Below are 22,122 nucleotides of genomic sequence, written 5' to 3'. Positions count from 1 at the left end.
ACGATGCAAACCGTATTGTTGGCAGGAGGACTGGGATCTCGTCTGTCCGAGGAAACCGTCCGCATTCCAAAGCCGATGGTGGAGGTGAATGGTCGCCCGATCATGATGCACGTCATGGATATCTACAGCCATTTCGGACAAAAGGATTTTGTCTTGGCTTGTGGATACAAGTGCATGACGATGAAGGCGTTCTTCAACAATCTTCATCTGATGAACAATGATTTCACGGTCACGCTGGGCACCGGGCAGATGAACCTGCGTCCGTGCCGCAGCATGGACTGGAACGTCTCGGTCGTCGACACCGGCGAAACCACCATGACCGGTGGACGCATTCGCCGGTTGCGCGACTGGCTCGGCGACGAGCCGTTCATGGTGACCTATTCGGATGGCGTGGGGAATGTCGACATCGACGCCTTGCTCGCATTCCATCGTGCCCATGGCAGGATCGCGACGGTGACGGCGGTCCAGCCGCCAGCCCGTTTCGGCAATCTGGACCTGGAGGATGATCGCGTCGCCCGGTTCACCGAGAAGGTGACACGTTACGAAACCTGGATCAACGGCGGGTTCTTCGTCTTCGAGCCGGGCATTTTCGACTATCTGGGCGACGATACCGAGCCGCTCGAACAATCTCCGCTTGCCCGGCTCGCAGCCGATGGGGAATTGTTTGCCTACAAGCATCGCGGCTTCTGGCACCCGATGGACACCATACGCGATCGCGATCAGCTCGAAAGGCTGAGCGCTGAGGGCACGCCTCCCTGGCTTCAGTTCGAAAATGCGCATGGCGCGGAACTGCGGCCGAAAATCTATGCCTGATCCTGCCGGCATTTCCGATCGGATCGCCACCGCCTTTGCCGGTCGGCGTGTCCTCGTCACCGGGCATAGCGGCTTCAAGGGCGGCTGGCTGTGCCTTTGGCTCGCGCATGTCGGGGCGATCGTCAGGGGCATTTCGCTACCACCGACGGGATCGCGCTCCTTCTATGCGGCGGCGGGCATCGCCGAGCGTATCGATAGCCGCTTCGCCGATATTAGGGATGAGGCCGCCCTGCGCGCCGCCGCCCGGGACTTCGATGCGGAGGTCATATTCCATCTGGCGGCACAGCCGCTTGTCCGCCGCTCCTACGCGGCACCCGCCGATACGTTCGCGACCAATGTCATCGGCACCGCCCATGTGCTGGATCAGGCGCGGACCATGCCTTCGCTCAAGGCGGTGATCGTCGTTACCAGCGACAAATGCTATGAAAATCACGACTGGTCCTGGCCCTATCGGGAAAATGACCGACTGGGCGGCACCGACCCTTACAGCGCGTCGAAGGCCTGCACCGAACTGGTCGCGCAATGCTATCGGCGCAGCTGGTTCTCCGATCCGGATGGGCCGATGCTGGCGACCGTGCGGGCCGGCAATGTGATCGGCGGCGGCGACTGGGCGGAGGACCGACTGATACCCGACATCATCCGTGCCGCCGCCGCGCAAAATCCGATGATCATTCGCAATCCCCTCAGCATCCGTCCCTGGCAGCATGTGCTGGAACCGCTCTCAGGCTATTTGCTGGTTGCGGAACAGATGCTGGCCCGCACCTCTGCCGCCGCCGAACCCGCATGGAATTTCGGCCCGTCGGACAATGATGCGGTGACGGTAGAGCAACTGGCGCGTGCGCTGATCGCGAGTGCGCCGGAACTGGACCTGCCGATCCGCTTCTCCGCCGACAGCAACGCCCCGCATGAAGCACGTACCTTGCGGCTCGACAGCAGCATGGCGGCCAATGTGCTCGGCTGGCGTGCCTGCCTTTCGATGGCCAGCACCATCCGCCTCACTGCCGACTGGTACACGCACTATCTGCGGGGAGAGGCCGATATGGCCGCCTTCTCGTGCGCGCAACTGGCGGCCTATCTCGATCTGCGTACCGCCGCCCATTCGGAGGAGCTTCTGCAATGCACGTAAGTTACGGAAAGAGCGTCCATGGCGAGGCCGAAATTGCCGCCGTGATGGAAGTTTTGCGGTCCTCCACGCAGATGGGCGAGAAGGTGCGCGCGATGGAGGCACGCGTCTCGGCGCTGTTTGCCAAGCATCACGGGCTGATGGTCAATTCCGGCTCTTCGGCCAACTATCTTGCCATCGAACTACTCGGCTTGCCGGTCGGGAGTGAGGTCATCACGCCGGCCCTGACATTTGCCACCACCGTCGCGCCGATCGTCCGGGCCGGGCTGGTGCCGGTGTTCATTGATGCAGAGCCGGGAACCTACAATATCGATGTCGCGCACATCGAGGCGATGATCGGTCCCCAGACCCGGGCGATGATGATCCCTTCGCTGATCGGCAATCTGCCCGATTGGGATGTGCTGATGGACATCGCCAAACGCCATGAACTGATGCTGGTGGAGGACAGTGCCGACACGCTGGGCGCCACATTGCGCGGCAAGAGCACCGGTACGCGATCGCATATCAGCACCACCAGCTTCTATGGCTCGCATGTCATCAACGCTGCGGGCAATGGCGGCATGATCTGCATCAACGATGCCGAAATGGCACGCAGGGCGCGACTGCTGCGCTCCTGGGGACGCACCTCGTCCTTGTTCGTAGACTCCGAAGCCGCGGAAAACCGCTTCGGTGTGCAGGTCGATGGCATCGAATATGATGCGAAATTCCTGTTCGAAGCGCTGGGGTTCAACATCGAACCTTCCGAAATGGGCGCGGCGTTCGGTCTCGTGCAGCTCGACAGGCTGCAAGAGAATATTGCCGCCCGCATCGCCAATTTTGCGCGGCAATATGCGTTCTTCGCCCAATATGAAGACTGGTTCGAACTGCCCCGTCAGCTCGATGAGTCCGTCACGGGCTGGCTTTCCTTCCCGCTGACCGTGCGGGAAAATGCGCCCTTCACGCGGCGTGAGATGCAGATGTGGATGGAGGGCTGGGACATCCAGACCCGCCCTGTCTTCACCGGCAATATCCTGCGCCAGCCGGCCATGCGTGGCGTGACCTGCCGTACGGAAGACGGCGGCTATCCGGTTGCCGATGCCGTGATGCGCGGCGGTATATTGCTGGCCTGCCATCATGGGCTCGACGAGGCGCAGATCGACTATCTGCAACAGACCTTTGCTGCCTTTGCCGATCAGCAGGCGGGGCCGCGCGCGCGTTCCGCTGCGGTCGCTTGAGGAGCGCAGGCCCATGCGCGCCCTGCTGGTCGGCGGAGCAGGCTTTATAGGGTCGCATCTGGCACGACGCCTTTTCGCCGAGGGGTGGGAGGTGCATGTCCTGCTCCGCCCGGATAGCGATGGCTGGCGACTGGCGACGCTGCCCGACGTGACGCAGCACCGGCTTGCCCTCTCGCACGGTCCGGCCTTGCAGGCCTGTATCGCGGATAGCGCGCCGACCCATATCTTCTGGCTGGTGGGCAATACCGCGTGGCGTCATGATGGTGCGGTGACGCAGGCCGGCGCATCGGTCGAGACGCTGGCGGGGTTCCTGGCGCTGCTCGAAGCTGTGGCACGGACCGGGCGACCACCGCAAATGGTCGTTCGGACGGGATCGATCGCGGAATATGGCGCGCAGGCGGTGCCGTTCCGCGAGGATCAGCGGGAGCGGCCGCTGACGGCCTATGCCGCATCGCTCACCGCCGCCACCTATTATGCCCAGGCACTGGCCCGCAACCTGCCATTCCCAATTGTGACCGCGCGACTGGCGCTGGTCTATGGGCCCGGCCAGGCCGCCGACTTCCTGGTTCCCGCCCTGATCGGGGCCTGCATCGCCGGCCGGCCGATCATCCTCAGCCGGCCGACGGACAGACGCGACCTGATCCATGTCGGGGACGCCGTTGATGCCCTGCTGTGCATCGCGGAAAGCAATGTGCGCGGCGGAACCATCCTCAATGTCGGTTCAGGCACGGATGTGGCCGTCGGTGACCTGGCGGATCGTGTGGTCGGCCTGACGGGGGCGAATCCGCAACTGGTCCGCCGCGAGACGATCGATGATCCGGTCACCTTGCGCCTCGCCGTGGAGGCGCTTGCCATGAACCTGGGCTGGCGGGCGCGCATCATGCTGGATGACGGGCTGGAGAGAACCATCTCCGCCGTCCGCGCCAGCAAGGCGGTGCAGGCATGAAGATGGAAGGGCCCTTGCGAACCCTGGTCTCGGTCGTGGTGCCGGCCTATAATGAAGAGGATAATGTCGAACGCTGTTATCGGGCGATCGTCGATGTATTCGTTGGGCTGCCCGATTATGATTATGAGATCATTTTCACCGACAATCATTCGACGGATCGCACGTTCGGGCTTCTTGCGCGGATAGCGGCCGTCGATCACAACGTCCGGGTCATCCGCTTTTCCCGCAATTGCGGTTATCAGCGATCGGTGCTGGTCGGTTACAAGAATGCAAGCGGCGAATGCGCGATCCAGCTCGATTGCGATCTTCAGGATCCCCCTGCGATGATCCCGCAGATGCTGGCGCGCTGGCGCGAGGGACATCAGGTCGTCTATGGCATCCGCCGCTCGCTGGGCGACGGGCCGGCGACCCAGTGGGCGCGGCGCCGTTTCTATCGGATCATCAATGCGGTCAGCGAGGATGATCTGCCCATCGATGCCGGCGAGTTCCGGCTGGTGGACCGCCGCATCCTGCAGGAACTGGCCGCCGTCGCCGACACCACGCCCTATGTGCGCGGGCTCATCAGCGCGATGGGCTTTTCGCAGGTCGGCATCGAATATGACCGCGGCATGCGTCAGGCCGGACAGAGCAAATTCTCGCTATGGCCGATGATCGGGCTGGCGGTGGATGGCCTGCTCAACCATTCGCTGTTGCCATTGCGCATTGCCTCTCTCGTCGCCCTGCTGGTGGGCAGCACCACTTTCCTCCTGACTTTCGTCTATCTGCTCTGGCGCCTGACCATCGGCGCGGGGTGGCCGGCCGGTTTCGCGACGACGACGGTGCTGCTTCTGATGTCGATCACACTCAACGCGATGTTCCTGGGCATACTCGGCGAATATGTCGGCCGCATATTCCTGCAGGTAAAGCGCACCGCAGCGCCGCCGGTCGAGTTCGCCCTCAACCTGCGACCACGATCGGCTCGGGAAGCGGCAGGTGGGATCGCGCCGTCATGAGCGCGCGATGGCAGGCCATGCGCTTCCTGGTCGCCGGTGGTGGCGCGACGCTGGCGGATGCCCTGCTCTATCTGGGATTGACGGGGCAGGGGCTGGATGCGCGGCTGTCCAATATTCTGTCCTATGGTGGTTCGGCGATCCTTGCCTTCCTGCTCCATCGCCATTGGACCTTCAGGGCGCGGGATGGCCTATTGCTGTCGCAGGGCGGGCGCTTCATGTTGATGGTCCTGGCCGGGCTGGTGCTGTCCACGCTTCTGGTCTGGCTGTTCGCGACGCCGATCGGTGCCGTGCCGGCCAAGGGCCTCGCCATCTGCGCCACGCTCTGTCTCAATTTCCTGGTGTCGCGCCTCTTCGTCTTCGCCGCGCCGGGCCGATCATGACGGCGGGAGCGATGCGATGGCGCGACGGGAAGAAGGGGCGGCAAGAGGGAAAGTCACGATGTGGATCATGACCGCTGGTGCTGCTGCTGCCGCCGGACTTGCCGTCACAACCGCACTGATGCTGCCGGGGCCCCAGGCGACCGGCCAGTCGGGCGCGCAATCCTCCTCCTTCAACAGCGACAATTGCGAAGAGACTGTGCCGCGCACGAGCGGACAGGCGGCATTCCCCACGGCGGAAGGCTTTGGTCGTTTCGCCAAGGGGGGGCGTGGCGGGGTGGTCTATCTCGTCACCAGCCTGGATGACAAAGGGCCAGGAACGCTGCGCGAATGTGCCGAGGCGTCGGGGCCGCGGACCTGTGTCTTTCGTGTCAGCGGCACGATCGTCGTCGACGACTGGATCAAGGTGATGCAGCCCTATCTGACGATCGCCGGACAGACCTCTCCGGGGGGCATCGCCATCCGCATCCGCAATTCGCTCAATTCACCGATGCTGGTGCAGACGCATGATGTCGTCATCCGCCACATCCGCCTGCGTCCCGGCGCATCGGCCAAAGCGTCGGATAATGTCGATACGATCCAGATCAGCGGCGCTGCCCATGACGTGATCCTCGATCATCTGTCGACCTCCTGGCCGACGGACGAGGGTATCAACATTGTCGGATCAGGGGATGTACCCTTTCCCTGCGGCGAGACGCGCGACATCAGCGTGCAATGGTCGATCCTGTCCGAAGGGCTGAATGATGCCAATCGCGGTCCGCACAGCCGGGGCAGCTATTTCGGCTATGGTGCCCGCAATGTCAGCTTCCATCACAATCTGATCGCCAGCAATGTGCGGCGCAACCCGCTGGTCAACCTGCGCGGCAATTTCGACATGATCAACAATGTGATCTACAATTCGCAGCAATATAATGGCGAATTCTACACCCGCTTCGGGGCGCTGGCGATCAACATGATCGGTAACGTTGCGGTTGTGGGGCCATCCTCGCAAAAGACCAATCAACTCTATCTGGCCGCCTATTTTCGTGATTATCCCGCGCCGTTCGATATCTATGTTCGGGATAATGTCGACATCCACCGTCCTGCCAACAATGGCGATCAGCGGCTCGTCATGCCCTCGCGCGACTGGCAATATATCCGGGCTGCACCAGTCTTTCCGGTGTCGCTGTCGCCTGCGGCCATCACCGGGCCGGGGCAGGCCTATCGCGACATCCTGGCTTTTGGCGGCGCGACCAGGCCGGTTCGCGATACCGCCGATAAAAGGCTCCTGAACGACATGGCGGTCTGCAAGGGGCAAATTCTCAACGCGCCGTTCCAGGTCGGTGGCTGGCCGGTCCTGCCGGGTGGCGCCGCGCCAATGGATCAGGACAAGGATGGCATGGCCGACAATTGGGAGAGCGCGCATGGCCTGTCGCCGGCGGACGGGCGCGATGGCGCACAGATCGCCTCCGACGGCTATTCCAACCTCGAACATTATCTTTCCTCTCTGGCAGGCGACGATATCGTGCAGCGCGCGCCTTCGGCCATGCTGCCCGATCCGACCTGTGGCTTTGCGATCAAGGATGTCGGCCCCTTGCCCGAAATCAGCATCAAGGCGCAGCCGAGCCAATTGGCGGCGGCGGGGACGACGACGCTCAGCTGGACCGGCCAGAACATCAAGAGCTGCAAGCTGCTGGGGCTGGGCGTTCCGGCTAACGGATCGCGGCATGTGACGGCGGCCCGGACGACGACCTACCAGATTGCCTGTATCGGCCCCCAGGGGGGCGATGCGATCGATACGGTGGTGGTGCGGGTCGGTCCTTAAGTAAATCTCCTAAAGGGGTAGGGTGGGCCTATCCCGATGGCATGATTCCACCCGGAATTTTCATGTCGTCGGCTTCTGCGCTGCGTTAGCCTTTCGCGATGGCGGGCGGACTGGGAAGCGCGCCTGTCCAACCGCAATCGGTGAGAGGAGTGCCACGGGCCATGGCGACGGGAGCCTATTTGCTGGGATCCAGCGAGTTCCGCATCAATTCGGTTCTGAGCGGCATACAGACCGATGCTTCGGTTGCGGCGCTGTCCTCCGGCGGGTTTATCGTCACCTGGACCGACGCAAGCAGCGACGGCAGCGGGACCGGCATCCGGGCCCAGCGCTATGATGCGAATGGCGTGGCGGTCGGCAGCGAATTCCAGGTCAACAGTTCGACGCTCAATGCGCAGGATTCCTCCGCCGTCACGGCGCTGGCTTCGGGTGGCTTCATCGTCACCTGGACCGACAATAGCGGTCAGGGCGGCGATGCCGACAAGACCAGCGTCAAGGCGCAGATGTACGCCGCCGATGGCAGCAGGGTCGGCGGCGAATTCCTGGTCAACAGCACCACCCAGATGGGACAGTCCAATTCGGTGGTGACAAGCCTGGCCTCGGGCGGTTTCGTCATCAGCTGGGTCGACGCCAGTGCCACTGCGCCGGACGCCAAGGGCACGGGCGTCCGCGCCCAGATCTATAATGCCAGCGGCGCGAAGGTCGGCGGCGAATTCCTCGTCAACAACACCATCACCAACAGCCAGCTCTCACCGGCGATAACCGGTCTGGCCTCGGGCGGCTTCGTGGCGACCTGGGTCGATTACAGCGCGCTGGGCGGCGACAGTTCGGCGACCAGTATCAAGGCCCAGCTCTTTACCGCCAGCGGTGCCAAGGTCGGCGGCGAATTCCTGGTCAACAGCGCGACGGCGGCGACCCAGGATCAGCCGGTCATCACGTCCCTCTCGAACGGTGGCTTCGTCATCGTCTGGCGCGACCTCAGCCTTCAGGGAGACAGCAGCGCGTCGGGCATCAAGGCGCAGATCTATGACGCCGCCGGCAATCGCGTCGGCACCGAAATGCTGGTCAACAGCACCACGCTCAATTCGCAGGATCAGCCCACGGTGACGGCCACGGTCGATGGCGGATTTGCGGTCAGCTGGCGCGACAACAGCATCCTCTCGTCGGATGCCAGCGGCTTTGGCATCAAGACGCAGATATTCGATGCCTCTGGCGATCGGCTCGGCGGCGAATTCCAGATCAACGGCATCACCGCCGGCAATCAGGAAATGCCGACGATCGTCGCGCTGCAATCCGGCGCGCTGCTGGTGACATGGACCGATTATAGCGGCCAGAGCGGCGACAGCGATGGATCGATCAAGGCTCGGATATTGACCCCGACCACCGCCGCGATCAGCGATCTGACCCTGTCCAATACGACCCTGTCGGAAACGGCGGTCGAAAATACCAGCATCGGCAGTCTCAGCGCCAATGGCGCATCCAATGCAGTCTATAACTACCAGATACTCGATGATTCCACCGGCGGCGCCTTTGCGGTCTACAAGGACAAGCTGGTGGTGCAGGACAGCCTGCTGCTGGATTATGAGACGTCCACTCAGGCGACCCTCACCATCCGCGCCACCGATACGTTCGGCAACAGCTTCGACAAGGTGGTGACGCTCAACCTGACCGATGCGGTCAATGAACAACGCTATACCGGCGGCACCGAACAGCTTGCCAACAGCATGACCACCGGCAGCCAGCAACAGGCTTCGGTCGTCGGTCTTGCCGATGGCCGCTACGTGATGGTGTGGAGCGATGGCAGCGCGCAGGGAACGGATACCAGCGGCAGCGGTATCAAGGCGCAGATCGTCGACGCCAATGGGGTCAAGGTCGGATCGGAATTTCTGGTCAATGTCGCGACCCTGAACGGCCAGGACGGCGCCGTGGTCGGCGCGCTCGCGTCGGGCGGTTTCGTCGTCAGCTGGGTCGATGCCAGCCTGACGGGCGGCGATGCCTCGGTGTCCAGCATCAAGGCACGCGTCTATGATGCCAGCGGCAATGCGACCGGCACCGAATTTCTCGTCAACACGGCCACCGCCAACGCCCAGCGCACACCCGCCATCACCGCGCTTTCCTCGGGCGGCTTCGTCATCACCTGGGCCGATTCCAGCCTGCAGGGTGGAGACGCCAGTTCGACATCGGTCAAGGTCCAGGTCTATGATGCCGCTGGCAACCGGCTGGGCACGGAATTGCTGGTCAACACCAACACCGCCAACGCGCAGGATACGCCGGTGGTGGCTGCACTGTCCAACGGCGGATTCGTTGTCAGTTGGCATGATTCCAGTCTTTTGGGCGGCGACAACAACAAGGACGCGGTCAAGGCCCAGATCTTCTCGGCCAGTGGCAGCAAGGTCGGCAGCGAATTTCTCGTCAATACGACGACCGCCGGCAATCAGCAGCAGCAGGCGATCATCGGCCTTGCCAATGGCGGTTTCGCCATTGTCTGGGCCGACAATAGCGGCGTTGGCGGCGACAATGACTATTATGGCCTGAAACTGCAGATATTCGACGCCAGCGGTGCCAAGGTCGGCGGCGAAAAACTGGTCAACACGACCATAGCCGGCGGCCAGTTGGCGCCCAGCATAAGCACCATGGCCGGCGGGAATATCATGGTCAGCTGGTCCGACTATAGCGGCGCGGCCACAGAAAATGGCACCGCAGGGATCAAGGGACAGATTTTCGACATCAACGGCGCCCGCATTGGTGGCGAATTTCTCGTCAATACTGAATCCCTCGGTGCTCAGGCCGATCCGGCGGTCGCCGGTGGCACCGATGGCGGCTTCGCGCTGGTATGGACCGATTATAGCGGCCAGGGCGGCGACAATCTGGGAACATCGGTCAAATATAAGCTGTTCGAACCGCTCGGCCCGCAAGGTGGCCCACCCGCGCTGATCGCCACGGCGGACAGCGTGGCCGGCGTGGAGGATCAGAGCATCACAATCCTCGCCTCGACCCTGCTCGCCAATGATGTCGATGCGGAGGGGTTGCCCATCTCGCTGGTCGGTGCATCGGCGATTTCCGGCGGCACGATCTGCCTCGATACCGATGGCAATATCGTTTTCACCCCTTATGCCAATTTCAGCGGCACGGCACTCTTTTCCTACGAGGTCGTCAACACCGTCGGGGTCGATGCGACCGGGCGGGTGAGCGTGGTCGTGGCCGGCGTCAATGACGCCCCCACCGCGAATGCCGACATTGTCAGCGTATCGGAGGACGGCTCCACCTTCTCGTCGGCCACCTTGCTGGCCAATGATGTCGATCCCGATCCGGGCGATGTGTTGATGCTGCAAGCCCTGCCGGCGACCACAACCAACGGTGTCGCGCTGACCCTGTCGAACGGGACGATCAGCTATGCGTCCGGTTCGGCCTATCAGTCACTGGCCGTCGGGCAGAGCGTCACTGATTCCTTCACCTATACGGTCAAGGACAATGCCGGCATGCAATCCAGCACCACCGTGACGCTGACGGTGATGGGCGCCAATGATGCGCCGACGACGCTGGCGCTGACCGGGAACATGGTGAATGAAAATGCGGCCAACGGCACGACCATAGGCACATTGAGCGCAAGCGACATCGATAGCGGCGATGTGCTGACTTTCAGCCTGACCAACACGGCGGGCGGACGCTTTTCGGTGGATGGGGCAACGGGGCTGATATCGGTCGCCAATGGCAGCTTGCTCGATTATGAAACGGCGACCTCCTACCAGGTGGTCGGCCGCGTGACCGACAGCCAGGGGGCCTATGTGGAATCGAATTTCACCATCGGCCTCAACAACATGCCAGAGCCGAAATATTTTATCGGCGACAATGGCGTGAATATCTTCACCGCTGCCACCAACGATCTGTGGACGATCAACGGGCTGGGCGGGGCCGATGTGCTGACCGGCAATGCCAGCAGCGACATCCTCTACGGCGGTTCGGGGAATGACACGCTCGACGGCGCTGGTGGCGCCGATATGCTCTATGGCGGCATCGGCAACGACATTTTCTATGTCGATAATCTGGGCGACCGGATCGTCGAATATTATGGCGAAGGCACCGACATTGCTTATGCCAGCGTCGATTTTACGATGGAAGACAATCTCGAAAAGCTGACGCAGACCGGCTCGGCCAGTATCGCGGTGGTCGGCAATGATTTCGCCAATACCCTGACCGGCAATGGCGGCAACAACCTGATGCGCGGCAGCCTGGGTGGCGATCTCATCGTTGGCATGGGCGGCGATGACGGCATCTATGGCGAAGAAGGCAACGACTTCCTGCAGGGCAATGACGGCAATGATCTGCTGGTCGGCGGCGCTGGCCTTGATGAGCTGACCGGCGGGGCAGGGTCGGACAGCTTCCTGTTCGATTCGCTGACCGTATCGGCCGATCGCGACACGGTGAAGGACTTTACGCCGGGCGAGGACATGCTCGTTTTCGCGCGCGGCATCTTCACCGCCTTTGCCTCGATGCCGAGCGGAAGCCTGCCGTCATCGGCCTTCTATGCCGGAACCGCGGCAACCGCACCGGACCAGTATCTCGTCTATAACAAATCGACCGGCGCGCTATATTACGACCCCGACGGCTCCGGCTCCCAGGCAATGGTCCAGGTCGCCTTCCTCAGCACAAAGCCGACGCTGACGTTCCAGAATTTCGGATTGGCGTAGCACTCGTCTGACAGGGGGGAGGAAATGCAGCGCCGCTTGTTGCGGCATTGCCGGCGCAGCACCAGGTCCGGAAAACGTGCGGGCGCACGGCGTCAATGCTGCATCGGTCGGCGGCAAGGTGAGCACATGCGGAGCCGGCCGGCTTATTGAAATCAGGCGTGTCTACGGTGAGAACGGTACCGTAGATCATGCAATCGCCACACGTCCGGTCAGGCAGGACGGGCCCCAGCAGAGTGGTTTCCAGATCTTTTTCCGTGTGCATCCCGCAGGGGCGGGGGCGGCCTTGCCGGGAATGCGAGAGGAGTCGACGGATCAGGCCGCTGTGCGATGCGCTCGTGATAGGTGGATGGGGCGATCTACAGGATGCTGCAGATTGGCTCGACCCCATAGGCATCGCGGTAATCGTCGATGAACGCGATCATCGCTTGAACGGGCGGTCGAGCTCCGCCTGGGCAAAATATGCCGATGCCTGGCGCAGGATCTCATTGGCCTGTCGCAGCTCGCGGACCTCGCGCTCCAGTGCCTTCATCTTGTCGGCTACCTCGGTCGGGACGCCCGCGCGCTTGCCGCTGTCGACCTCAGCCTTCTTCACCCACTCATGCAGCGTCTGCGGAACGCAGCCGATCTTCTCCGCAATCGAAACCACCGCTGCCCAGCGAGAGGGGTAATCACGTTCATGATCGATCACCATACGCACCGCGCGCTCGCGGACTTCCGGCGCAAACTTGTTCGTTGTCTTGCTCATACAGGCTCCACCTTCTCAGGAGTTGGAGCCTCCGGCAAACCCGGCGCGGTTCATTATAGGGGGATAGCCCGTTGCTACGCGAACGGCAGCTTCATGCGAGCTGGCCATTTGACCTTACCCTCCTGCGCGAGTTCCTCTGTCACAGTGGTGCAAATAGCTTGATGCTTGATGCGCCTAGGATGTGGCTGGAGAGCGAAAAATCCGGGTTGTCGATTGTGCCAACACGCTGTAGCAACAGGGTGTGCAGCCGTTGGCTGTACGCCAGCGTTTTCAAGGCCTTGTAGGGCGTGAGAATTTGACTGGGGCTCCTGCCGCCCCAGCCATAATTTCGGTATCCGACGCCGCGTCGCTTTCCTTGCTTCCGGTTTCCGTTTCGGCATCCTCCGTCGGTATGCCTTGGGCGTCGAGCCGGCAGCGGGACTGCCGATACACATTCCATGTCTTGGCGAAGCCCGATGTTTCGACTAGGGCATCATCGATGCGCCGGTTCATGCTGGTGCATTGCATAACTGACGCCGGTGTTCCGCAAGGAACTTAATCGGGAATGCGGTGCGGGGGCCTGGCCCCTTATTCCGTGGCTGTCCCTGCAACTGTAAGCGGATAGCGCGATGCACGAGCCCATGAGGGCAGCCACTGGACAGAGCGTCCGGGAAGGCGTGCATCCCGCAACGACCCGCGAGCCAGGAGACCTGCCGGCGTTTCGGTCGCTCTTGTCCTGACCCAGGGATTGGTCATGGCACGGTCTCTCTTCCGTCTGGGCGGCGAAGCGTGTGGCTGGGGCTGCACGGCCGCGTGGTGTCGGGCGCCTGTCGCGCCTGCCTGCCACCTCGCGCCGACCGGCGATGCCGGCAAGCCCCGCCTGGTTGCGTCCCGGCGCGCGGAGGATGTGCCTGTGAGCCAGACCGGCGCGGGCAGGGATAGGGCGACCGCGAACCATGCGGTGGTCCACGGGCCGGCCGTTCGGGGCTGGTGTCCCGATGCCTGGCGCCCGATGGCGGCGGGCGACGGGCTGATCGTGCGCGTGAAGCCGCGCTTCGGCCGTCTTTCGGCCGACGACCTGGCGGCGCTGGGCGAAGCGGCGATCGCCCATGGCAACGGCCTGATCGACATGACCCGGCGCGCCAACCTCCAGATCCGCGGCGTGCGCGACGATAGCTGGCGTTCCTTGCTCGACCGGTTGCTCGATCTTGGCCTGGTCGACCACGATGCCAGGCGCGAGGGCGCGCGCATGGTGATGGTCGCGCCGGACTGGCGCGAAGGCGACGACAGCCATCGCATCGCCCGCCAGTTGCTCGATCGCCTGGACGAACTACCGGACTTGCCGGGCAAGATGGGCTTCGTGATCGATGCCGGCGCCGCGCCGCTCCTGTCCGGCGAAGCGGGGGATTTTCGCATCGAGCGGGCGCGGGACGGCGGCCTGATCTTGCGTGCGGAGGGGCGGGCACAAGGCGTGCCGGTGGACAGCGGCGGCGAAGTGGATGCGCTGCTCGCGCTAGCCCGATGGTTCGTGGAGAGCGACGGCGCGCGCGTGGGGCGCATGGCCCGGCATGATGCGCCCCTGCCGGATTGGGCAACGAGCACGGCAGAGGCGGCGTCGCCGAGTGCTCGGCTGATGCCCGGCGCATGGGATGGCGGCATGGCCTACGGTCTTCCCTTCGGCCGGATCGACGCGCGGCATCTTCTCGACGCGCCGGCCATGCGGCTGACCCCGTGGCGCATGCTGCTGGCCGAAGGGCAACTGCCCGGCCTGTGCGCAGACGCTGCCGACCCGCTGATCCATGTGGAGGCTTGCCCCGGCGCGCCTGCCTGCCCGCAGGCGAGTGTGGAGACGCGCGATCTCGCCCGCCAGCTGGCCCCCCATGTGGCGGGCCGCCTTCATGTCTCCGGCTGCGCCAAGGGCTGCGCCAGTTCGATTCCGGCCGACATCGTGCTGACGGGGCGGGACGGGCGCTACGACCTGGCCTTCCATGCCCGCGCAGGATCGGCGCCCGTCCGTCCTGACCTCACCGCCACCGACCTTCTTGCCCATTTCGGAGCCTGTTGATGCCCCATGATTATGAGAGGGATGGCGCGGCGATCTATCGCCAGTCCTTCGCCACCATCCGCGCCGAAGCCGACCTCGGGCGCTTTGCTGCCGAGGAGGAGCCGGTCGCCGTGCGCATGATCCATGCCGCGGGCATGGTGGACCTGGCGGCCCATATCCGCTTTTCGCCGGGCTTTGCAGCGGCGGCGCGGCAGGCCCTGGCCGCAGGGGCACCGGTGCTGTGCGATGCGCGCATGGTGTCGGAAGGGGTCACGCGCGCGCGCCTGCCCGCCGACAATGCCGTGCTCTGCACCCTGCACGACACCGCCGTGCCGGACATGGCGCGGGCGATGGGCAATACCCGATCCGCCGCCGCGCTGGAATTGTGGCGGCCGCATCTTGCCGGGGCACTGGTTGCCATCGGCAATGCGCCCACGGCGCTGTTCCACCTGCTCGACATGCTGGAGGATCCGGCCTGTCCGCGCCCCGCAGCGATCATCGGCTGCCCGGTCGGCTTCGTCGGCGCGGCGGAATCCAAGGCGGCACTGTGGGCGGCGCAGCCGGTCCCCTGCTGCGTCGTCGACGGGCGGCTTGGCGGCAGCGCGATCACGGTCGCGGCGATCAATGCGCTGGCGAGCCGCGCGGAATGAGCGGCACCGTCTATGGCGTGGGCCTTGGCCCCGGCGCGCAGGACTTGCTGAGCGTGCGCGCCGACCGGCTGGTGCGGGGGGGACGGCATGTCGCCTATTTCCGCAAGGCCGGCCGACCGGGGCAGGCGCGCCGCATCGCGCAGGGCATGTTGCGGGACGATGCAATCGAACTGGCGATGGAATATCCGGTGACGACCGAAATTCCGGTCACCGATCCGCGCTATAACGACTGCCTTGCCGCCTTCTATGCCGATTGCACCGGCCGGCTGCTGGCGATCGCGGAGGCGGGCGAGGATGTGGTCGTCTTGTGCGAGGGCGATCCCTTTTTCTACGGCTCCTTCATGCATCTGCACAGCCGGTTGGCGGGGCTGGTCCCGGTCGAAGTGGTCCCCGGCATCATGGGCATGTCGGGCGCGTGGAATGCGACCGGCCTGCCGATCACCTGGGGTGACGATGTGCTGACCGTCGCGATGGCGACGCTGCCGGAAGAGGAACTGGTCCGCCGCATCCGCGATACCGACGCGCTGGTGGTGATGAAGATCGGCCGGCACCTCGCCAAGCTGCGCCGCGCGGTGGCGGCGGCCGGGCGCAGCGATGAAGCATGGCTGGTCGAACATGCCGCCATGCCGGAACAGCGCGTGACCCGGCTGGCCGATGTCGACAGGGTCACGCCCTATTTCTCGATCCTGCTGATCCACGGCCAAGGGCGCCGGCCATGAATCTTGCGGCGGGAGAGGGGGGCTGGATCGCGATCGCGGGGCTTGGGCCAGGGGGCGAAGCGCTGGTGACGCCGGAGGTCGACGCCGCGCTGGCTGCCGCGACCGACGTGGTGGGCTATATCCCCTATGTCGCGCGGGTCGCGCCGCGTGCGGGGCTGGCGTTGCATCCTTCGGACAATCGGGTGGAACTGGACCGGGCGGCCCATGCGCTGGAGCTGGCGGCGCAGGGGCGGCGGGTCGTCGTCGTCTCCTCGGGCGATCCGGGCGTCTTTGCCATGGCATCCGCCCTGTTCGAGGCGCTGGAGGCCGGACCTGCCCACTGGCGCGACATCGACATTCGCGTGCTGCCCGGCATCACCGCGATGCTGGCTGCTGCGGCGCGTGCGGGCGCGCCGCTTGGCCATGATTTCTGTGCGATCAACCTGTCGGACAATCTCAAGCCCTGGTCCCTGATCGAAAAGCGGCTGCGGCTGGCGGCGGAGGCGGATTTCGCCATGGCCTTCTACAATCCCCGGTCGGCGTCGCGGCCGGAAGGGTTCGTGCGCACGCTGGCGCTGTTGCGGGAACTTTGTGGCGATGCACGCCCGATCCTCTTCGCCCGCGCCGTGACCACCGCGCAGGAGACACTGCATATCGTGCCGCTGGGGCAGGCGCGGGCGGACATGGCGGACATGCGCACCATGGTGATCGTCGGGTCGAGCCGGACCCGCATCATCGAGCGGCCGCGCGGGCCGATCCTCTACACGCCGCGCGGCATCCCCGACGAGGCGGCGGGATGAGCGATCCAGTCGAGCACATCCTCGGGCCGGTGGAACTCCCACCGATCGGGCAGCGCGGGCCGGTCGATCATCAGCACGCGCAGGCCCAGCGCGCGCGCGGCGTCCAGCTTGGCGGCTGCGCCCGTGCCACCGGCATTTTTGGCGACGATCAGGTCGATGCGATGATCGCGCAGCAGGCTTGTGTCGTCCGCCACCGTGAACGGGCCGCGATCCACGATCAGGGCATGATCGGGCAGGGGGGGCACCGCGTCCGGCGCATCCACGAAGCGCAGCAGATAATGATGCTGGGGCTGGGCGGCGAAGTCCTCCACATGCATGCGCCCCAGGGCGAGCATGATCCGCTGAGGCGGGCCGTCGAGCGCGGCCACCGCCGCTGCCATGTCCGGCACCGTGGTCCAGCGATCGCCGGGGACGGGCGTCCAGGGCGCACGGGTCAGCGCAGCATGGGCGATTCCCACCCTATGCGCAGCCGCCACCGCATGGGCGCTCATCGTCGCGGCAAAGGGGTGGGTGGCGTCGACCAGATGGGTGATGCCTTCCGCACGCAGATGCGCGACCAGTCCCGCCACCCCGCCAAAGCCGCCGACCCGCACGGGCAGGGGTTGTGCCCGCGGGCTGGCCGTGCGTCCGGCATAGCTGAAGGTCGCGCGGATGCCGCGCGCCGCCAGCAAGGCCGCCAGCGCGCTTGCCTCCGTCGTGCCGCCCAGCAGCAGGATATTGGGCATGGATGACATGAATTCTCCCCCCTGGTTGACGATCGTCGGCATCGGCGAGGACGGGATGGACGGCCTGTCTGCGGCAAGCCGCGCGGCACTGGCGGCGGCGGACCTGGTCATGGGGCCGGCCCGGCACCTTGCGCTGCTCGGCGGGATTAGCGCGCCGATGGTCGAATGGCCAGTGCCCTTCGCGGACGGGATCGCGCGGCTGCTGGCGCATCGTGGGCGGCCGGTGGTGGTGCTGGCGTCGGGCGACCCCTTCTGGTTCGGCGCGGGCAGCAGCATCGCGCGCCATCTGGCGGCCCATGAATGGTGCGCGTATCCCGCGCCCTCCACCTTCGGGCTGGCGGCGGCGCGGCTGGGCTGGGCGATACAGGATGTCGCGTGCCTTGGCCTGCATGCCGCGCCGCTGGATCGGTTGCGTCCGCACCTCGCGCCGGGCGCGCGGGCGCTGGTGCTGCTGCGCGACGGGGCGGCGGTGGCGGGACTTGGCGCCTGGTTGTCGGCCAGGGGATTTGGCGCGTCGCGCCTGCATGTGCTGGAAAGCCTCGGCGGCCCGCGCGAACGGATCCGGTCGATCGAGGCGGGGGCGACGATACTGCCCGACATCGTTCATCCCGTGGCGGTCGGGCTGGAGGTCGCCGGTGACGGCCCTGTCCTGACGGTCGCCAGTGGTCGACCCGACGCGCTGTTCGACCATGACGGACAGATCACCAAGGCGCCGGTGCGCGCCCTGACCCTGTCGGCGCTGGCGCCCCGGCCGGGCGACTATCTGTGGGACATTGGCGCGGGCTCGGGATCGATCGCGATCGAATGGCTGCTGGCCCATCCCGCCAATCGCGCCTGCGCGGTGGAGGCCGATCCGGCCCGTGCGGATCGCGCCCGCGCCAATGCCCGTGCGCTGGGCGTGGATCGGCTGGAGCTGATGATCGGTCGATCGCCGGACGTGCTGCCTGATGGTCCGATGCCGCAGGCGGTCTTCATCGGTGGTGGTCTGTCGCAGGCGCTGCTGGAACGGCTGGAGGCGCTGCTGCCACCCGGCACGCGGCTGGTCGCCAATGCCGTGACATTGGAGTCGGAGGCGCTGCTGGCGCTCTGGCACGGGCGGCGGGGCGGCAGCCTGCTGCGCATCGAACTGGCCGACGCCGCGCCGCTCGGCAATCGCCATGGCTGGCGGTCGCGCTATCCGGTGGTGCAGTGGAGCGTCACGCTATGATCGTCGCGGGCTTCGGTTTCCGTGCCGGCGCGACCACCGCGTCCCTGCGGGCGGCGCTGGTGGCGGCCGGCGGCGGACGGGATGTCACCCATCTCGCCACGCTGGCGGACAAGGCCGGGGGGCTGGCGGAACTGGCCGCGCAACTGGCCCTGCCGCTCATCCCCATTGCGGCCGATCGCCTCGCGTCCCTGCCCACCATCACCCGATCGCCGGCCTCGCTGGGCGCGCGCGGCACCGGCAGCGTCGCCGAAGCCTGTGCCCTGGCCGGCGCGGGGGAAGGCGCCCGCCTGCGCGCAGCCCGCAGCCTTTCCCCCGATCGCATGGCGACCTGCGCCATCGCTCAAGGAGCATCATCATGACCGTCCATTTCATCGGCGCCGGCCCTGGCGCGCCCGACCTTCTGACCCTGCGCGGCCGCGATCTGATCGCGGCCAGCCCGATATGCCTCTATGCCGGGTCGCTGGTGCCGGCGGAGGTGCTGGGTCATTGCCCGCCCGGCGCGCGCATCGTCAATACCGCGCCCATGGACCTGGACGCCATCGTGGCGGAGATCGCCGCCGCCCACGCCGCCGGGCAGGATGTGGCGCGGCTCCATTCCGGCGACCTGTCGGTCTGGTCGGCCATGGGCGAGCAGATCCGCCGCCTCCGGGCGCTGGACATCCCCTTCACCGTGACGCCCGGCGTGCCCGCCTTCGCTGCGGCGGCCGCTGCGCTGGAGGTGGAGCTGACGTTGCCTGAACTGGCCCAGTCGCTCGTCCTGACGCGCACGCCGGGGCGGGCCAGCACCATGCCCCCGGCCGAGAGCCTGACCAATTTCGCGGTGACGGGCGCGACCCTGGCCGTCCATCTGTCGATCCACAATCTGGCGCAGGTGGTGGCGGATCTCATGCCGGCCTATGGGCAATCCTGCCCGGTCGCGGTCGTGTGGCGGGCAAGCTGGCCCGACCAGCGGATCGTGCGGGCGACCCTTTCGTCGATCGAGGCAGCGGTCGCGGGCAGCATGGAGCGCACCGCCATCATCCTGGTCGGCCCGGCGCTGGATGCGGCGGATTTTGCCGAAAGCAGCCTCTATGCGCAGGGCTATGACCGGCGTTTCCGGCCCCAGCATGCCGGATCGCGCTACGCCGGGTCGTCCGAGTGACGGTGCCGGGCCTGCTCGTTTCGGCGCCCGCATCGGGCACCGGCAAGACGACCGTCACGCTCGGCCTGCTCCGCGCGCTGCGCGAAGCGGGCGTGACGGTGCAGCCGTTCAAATGCGGGCCGGACTATATCGACCCGGCCTTCCATCGCGCCGCCTGTGGCCGGCCGTCCTTCAACCTGGACAGTTGGGCGATGGACGGCGCGCTGCTGGACCGTGTGGCGGCCGAGGCCGGCGATGCCGACATGATCGTGGCCGAAGGGGCGATGGGCCTGTTCGACGGGGTGGCGGGTCGGGGTGCGGCCGGCCATGGCACCGCCGCCGACGTGGCGCGCCGCATGGGCTGGCCGGTGCTGCTGGTGCTCGACATATCCGGACAGGCGCAATCCTCTGCGGCGACGGCGCTGGGCTTTGCGCGTTTCGATCCCGATGTGACGATTGCGGGCGTCATCCTCAATCGCGTCGCGAGCCCGCGCCATGAACGGCTGGCGCGGGCAGGGCTGGCGGCGGCGGGCATTGCGGTGTTCGGCGCCTTGCCCCGGCACGCGGACCTCAGCCTGCCCGAGCGGCATCTGGGGCTGGTGCAGGCCGGCGAGCAGCAGGGGCTCGATCAGGCGCTGGAGCGCCATGGCGCACTCATGCGGGAGCGGGTCGATCTCGCCGCGGTTCGGGACGCCGCACGGGCGCACGGCGTCAGGGCCGGCGCGCGCCTGCCCGATCCCCCGGCACAACGGATCGCGGTGGCGCAGGACGTGGCTTTCTCCTTCCTCTACCCGCATCTCCTCGAAGGCTGGCGACAGGCCGGGGCGCAGATCATGCCCTTCTCCCCGCTGGCCGATGAGGCGCCAGCCGACGATGCCGACCTGATCTGGCTGCCCGGCGGCTATCCCGAACTGCACGCCGGGACCATCGCCGGCGCGCAGCACTTTCTGACGGGCCTGCGCCGCCATGCTCAGGATCGGCCGGTCCATGGCGAATGCGGCGGCTATATGGTGCTGGGGGATGCGCTGATCGACCGGGACGGCACCGCCCATCGCATGGCCGGGCTGCTCGGCCTTGTCACTAGCCATGCGGATCGCCGCCTGCATCTGGGCTATCGGCGGGCGGAGCTGCTGGCGCCTGTCGCGGGGCTGCGCGCCGGCACCATGCTGCGCGGCCATGAGTTCCATTATTCGACCATCCTGGGCCAAGATGACGCGCCGCTGATGCGGGTGACCGATGCCGATGGTGCTGCGGTCGCGGAAACCGGCTCGCGGCGCGGCTGGGCCAGCGGTTCCTTCTTCCACATGATTGCGAGCGCATGATGATCGACCTGCATCTGATCGGCATCGGCACCGGCAATCCGGATCATCTGACGGCCCAGGCGGTGCGGGCGATGAACAGCGCCGACCTCATCCTGCTGCCGCGCAAGGGCAGTGCCAAGTCCGACCTTGTCGACCTGCGCCGCACCATCTGCGCGGCCGTGCTGACGCGGGCGGTGCGGGTGGTGGAGTTCGACCTGCCCGTGCGCGATGCGCGCGGCGACTATATTGGCGGCGTCCAGGACTGGCACGATGCCATCACGCAGGCCTGGGCCGGACAGATCGCACGCCACCTGCCCGATGGCGGCCGCCTTGCCCTGCTGGTCTGGGGCGATCCCTCCCTTTATGACAGCAGCCTGCGGATCGCCGACCGGCTGGCGGAGAGGGGGCTGGCGATCCGGGTAAGCGTCGTGCCGGGCATCACCAGCCTGCAGGCGCTGACCGCGGCCCACGCCATCCCCCTCAACCGGCTGGGCGCGCCGGTGGTCATCACGACCGGGCGCCGGCTGCGCGACGATGGTTGGCCGGCCGACGGCGACAGCGTCGCCGTGATGCTGGATCAGGGCTGTGCCTTCGACGCGCTCAATCCCGCCGGCATCCATATCTGGTGGGGGGCCTATCTCGGCATGGAACATCAACTCCTGGTCGAAGGGCCGCTGGCGGTCGTGCGGGACAGGATCGCGGGGCTCCGCGCGCAGGAACGGGCCCGGCATGGCTGGATCATGGACATCTATCTGATGCGCAGGGGGGCGTGATCCTGGCGGCGGCGCGATGCGCGAAAGCGGGCCGGTGCTGTTAAATTCCGCGCTCCCCGCTTGTCGAAAGGGGCTGGTTTCCAGCGCCATCCGGCAATAATTTGCCCTGCAATTGCCGGGAGATGA

The 22,122-nt window shown here is 65.8% G+C and carries 18 protein-coding genes, 1 pseudogene, 1 riboswitch and 1 other annotated feature; of the genes and pseudogenes, 17 read left to right on the top strand and 2 right to left on the bottom strand.

The window, feature by feature from the left end; all coding sequences use genetic code 11:
• The first annotated feature begins 3 nt into the window (after positions 1 to 3).
• From rfbF to A0U87_RS03115, 8 genes are all read left to right on the top strand, one after another.
• Entirely contained in the window at positions 4 to 813 is an 810-nt protein-coding gene (rfbF, locus tag A0U87_RS03150) for a glucose-1-phosphate cytidylyltransferase (protein WP_048937514.1), read from the top strand.
• Positions 806 to 1,939, top strand: a complete 1,134-nt coding sequence (gene rfbG, locus A0U87_RS03145) for a CDP-glucose 4,6-dehydratase (protein ID WP_048937515.1) — start codon at positions 806 to 808, stop codon at positions 1,937 to 1,939. The genes rfbF and rfbG overlap by 8 nt, the downstream gene beginning before the upstream one ends.
• A complete protein-coding gene (locus tag A0U87_RS03140) occupies positions 1,930 to 3,150 on the top strand; it encodes a DegT/DnrJ/EryC1/StrS family aminotransferase (protein ID WP_048937516.1) in 1,221 nt (406 codons plus the stop codon). The genes rfbG and A0U87_RS03140 overlap by 10 nt, the downstream gene beginning before the upstream one ends.
• Positions 3,151 to 3,163: 13 nt before the next feature.
• The gene (locus A0U87_RS03135; RefSeq protein WP_159078635.1) at positions 3,164 to 4,096 is read left to right on the top strand and encodes an NAD-dependent epimerase/dehydratase family protein; all 933 of its coding nucleotides are present in this window, start codon (positions 3,164 to 3,166) and stop codon (positions 4,094 to 4,096) included.
• Entirely contained in the window at positions 4,093 to 5,088 is a 996-nt protein-coding gene (locus A0U87_RS03130; protein WP_048937518.1) for a glycosyltransferase family 2 protein, read from the top strand. The genes A0U87_RS03135 and A0U87_RS03130 overlap by 4 nt, the downstream gene beginning before the upstream one ends.
• Positions 5,085 to 5,468 carry a GtrA family protein gene (locus A0U87_RS03125; RefSeq protein ID WP_048937519.1) on the top strand — a complete coding sequence of 128 codons (384 nt, stop codon included), beginning with the start codon at positions 5,085 to 5,087 and terminating at the stop codon, positions 5,466 to 5,468. The genes A0U87_RS03130 and A0U87_RS03125 overlap by 4 nt, the downstream gene beginning before the upstream one ends.
• A 58-nt stretch (positions 5,469 to 5,526) precedes the next feature.
• Entirely contained in the window at positions 5,527 to 7,269 is a 1,743-nt protein-coding gene (locus A0U87_RS03120) for a pectate lyase (protein WP_137405211.1), read from the top strand.
• A 161-nt stretch (positions 7,270 to 7,430) separates the two neighbouring features.
• Positions 7,431 to 11,954 (top strand): cadherin-like domain-containing protein, encoded by a 4,524-nt coding sequence (locus tag A0U87_RS03115; protein ID WP_048937521.1) that lies wholly within the window; start codon positions 7,431 to 7,433, stop codon positions 11,952 to 11,954.
• A 347-nt stretch (positions 11,955 to 12,301) separates the two neighbouring features.
• Positions 12,302 to 12,418, bottom strand: a sequence feature (AL1L pseudoknot).
• Here the strand turns inward: A0U87_RS03115 and A0U87_RS03105 are convergent.
• A pseudogene (locus tag A0U87_RS03105) lies at positions 12,314 to 12,699 on the bottom strand (transposase); the annotation flags it as partial. It overlaps the preceding feature by 105 nt.
• Positions 12,700 to 13,198: 499 nt before the next feature.
• Positions 13,199 to 13,411: riboswitch (cobalamin riboswitch) on the top strand.
• Positions 13,412 to 13,690: 279 nt separating this feature from the next.
• Between A0U87_RS03105 and A0U87_RS03100 the strand changes: the two are divergent.
• Genes A0U87_RS03100 through cobJ form a run of 4 tightly spaced genes read left to right on the top strand, consistent with a single transcriptional unit; the run spans position 13,691 to position 16,870 of the window.
• Positions 13,691 to 14,743 (top strand): cobalamin biosynthesis protein CobG, encoded by a 1,053-nt coding sequence (locus tag A0U87_RS03100; protein ID WP_137405219.1) that lies wholly within the window; start codon positions 13,691 to 13,693, stop codon positions 14,741 to 14,743.
• Positions 14,743 to 15,372: a precorrin-8X methylmutase gene (locus A0U87_RS03095; protein ID WP_004210124.1), complete on the top strand. Its 630-nt coding sequence runs from the start codon at positions 14,743 to 14,745 to the stop codon at positions 15,370 to 15,372. The genes A0U87_RS03100 and A0U87_RS03095 overlap by 1 nt, the downstream gene beginning before the upstream one ends.
• Complete coding sequence (cobI, locus tag A0U87_RS03090) at positions 15,369 to 16,091, top strand: precorrin-2 C(20)-methyltransferase (protein ID WP_004210125.1); 723 nt, start codon at positions 15,369 to 15,371, stop codon at positions 16,089 to 16,091. The genes A0U87_RS03095 and cobI overlap by 4 nt, the downstream gene beginning before the upstream one ends.
• Positions 16,088 to 16,870 (top strand): precorrin-3B C(17)-methyltransferase, encoded by a 783-nt coding sequence (cobJ, locus tag A0U87_RS03085; RefSeq protein WP_004210126.1) that lies wholly within the window; start codon positions 16,088 to 16,090, stop codon positions 16,868 to 16,870. The genes cobI and cobJ overlap by 4 nt, the downstream gene beginning before the upstream one ends.
• On the opposite strand, the gene A0U87_RS03080 is transcribed toward cobJ, so the two are convergent.
• Positions 16,831 to 17,595, bottom strand: a complete 765-nt coding sequence (locus tag A0U87_RS03080; protein WP_048937524.1) for a cobalt-precorrin-6A reductase — start codon at positions 17,593 to 17,595, stop codon at positions 16,831 to 16,833. The genes cobJ and A0U87_RS03080 overlap by 40 nt on opposite strands.
• Between A0U87_RS03080 and cbiE the strand changes: the two genes are divergently transcribed.
• Genes cbiE through cobF form a run of 5 tightly spaced genes read left to right on the top strand, consistent with a single transcriptional unit; the run spans position 17,594 to position 21,996 of the window.
• Positions 17,594 to 18,802 carry a precorrin-6y C5,15-methyltransferase (decarboxylating) subunit CbiE gene (cbiE, locus tag A0U87_RS03075; RefSeq protein WP_048937525.1) on the top strand — a complete coding sequence of 403 codons (1,209 nt, stop codon included), beginning with the start codon at positions 17,594 to 17,596 and terminating at the stop codon, positions 18,800 to 18,802. The genes A0U87_RS03080 and cbiE overlap by 2 nt on opposite strands.
• Positions 18,799 to 19,161: a cobalamin biosynthesis protein gene (locus tag A0U87_RS03070; protein WP_048937526.1), complete on the top strand. Its 363-nt coding sequence runs from the start codon at positions 18,799 to 18,801 to the stop codon at positions 19,159 to 19,161. Before cbiE ends, A0U87_RS03070 begins: the two co-directional genes overlap by 4 nt.
• Entirely contained in the window at positions 19,158 to 19,943 is a 786-nt protein-coding gene (gene cobM, locus A0U87_RS03065) for a precorrin-4 C(11)-methyltransferase (protein ID WP_048937527.1), read from the top strand. Before A0U87_RS03070 ends, cobM begins: the two co-directional genes overlap by 4 nt.
• On the top strand, positions 19,940 to 21,244 hold the full coding sequence (locus A0U87_RS03060; RefSeq protein ID WP_048937528.1) for a cobyrinate a,c-diamide synthase: 1,305 nt from the start codon (positions 19,940 to 19,942) through the stop codon (positions 21,242 to 21,244). The genes cobM and A0U87_RS03060 overlap by 4 nt, the downstream gene beginning before the upstream one ends.
• Complete coding sequence (cobF, locus tag A0U87_RS03055; RefSeq protein ID WP_048937567.1) at positions 21,244 to 21,996, top strand: precorrin-6A synthase (deacetylating); 753 nt, start codon at positions 21,244 to 21,246, stop codon at positions 21,994 to 21,996. Before A0U87_RS03060 ends, cobF begins: the two co-directional genes overlap by 1 nt.
• Positions 21,997 to 22,122 lie beyond the last annotated feature (126 nt).

It is taken from the genome of Sphingobium sp. MP9-4 (assembly GCF_005281675.1).
Lineage (GTDB): Bacteria > Pseudomonadota > Alphaproteobacteria > Sphingomonadales > Sphingomonadaceae > Sphingobium > Sphingobium yanoikuyae.
The sequence above is the reverse complement of the archived record's forward strand: the minus strand, read 5'-3'. Positions and strand labels throughout refer to the sequence as shown.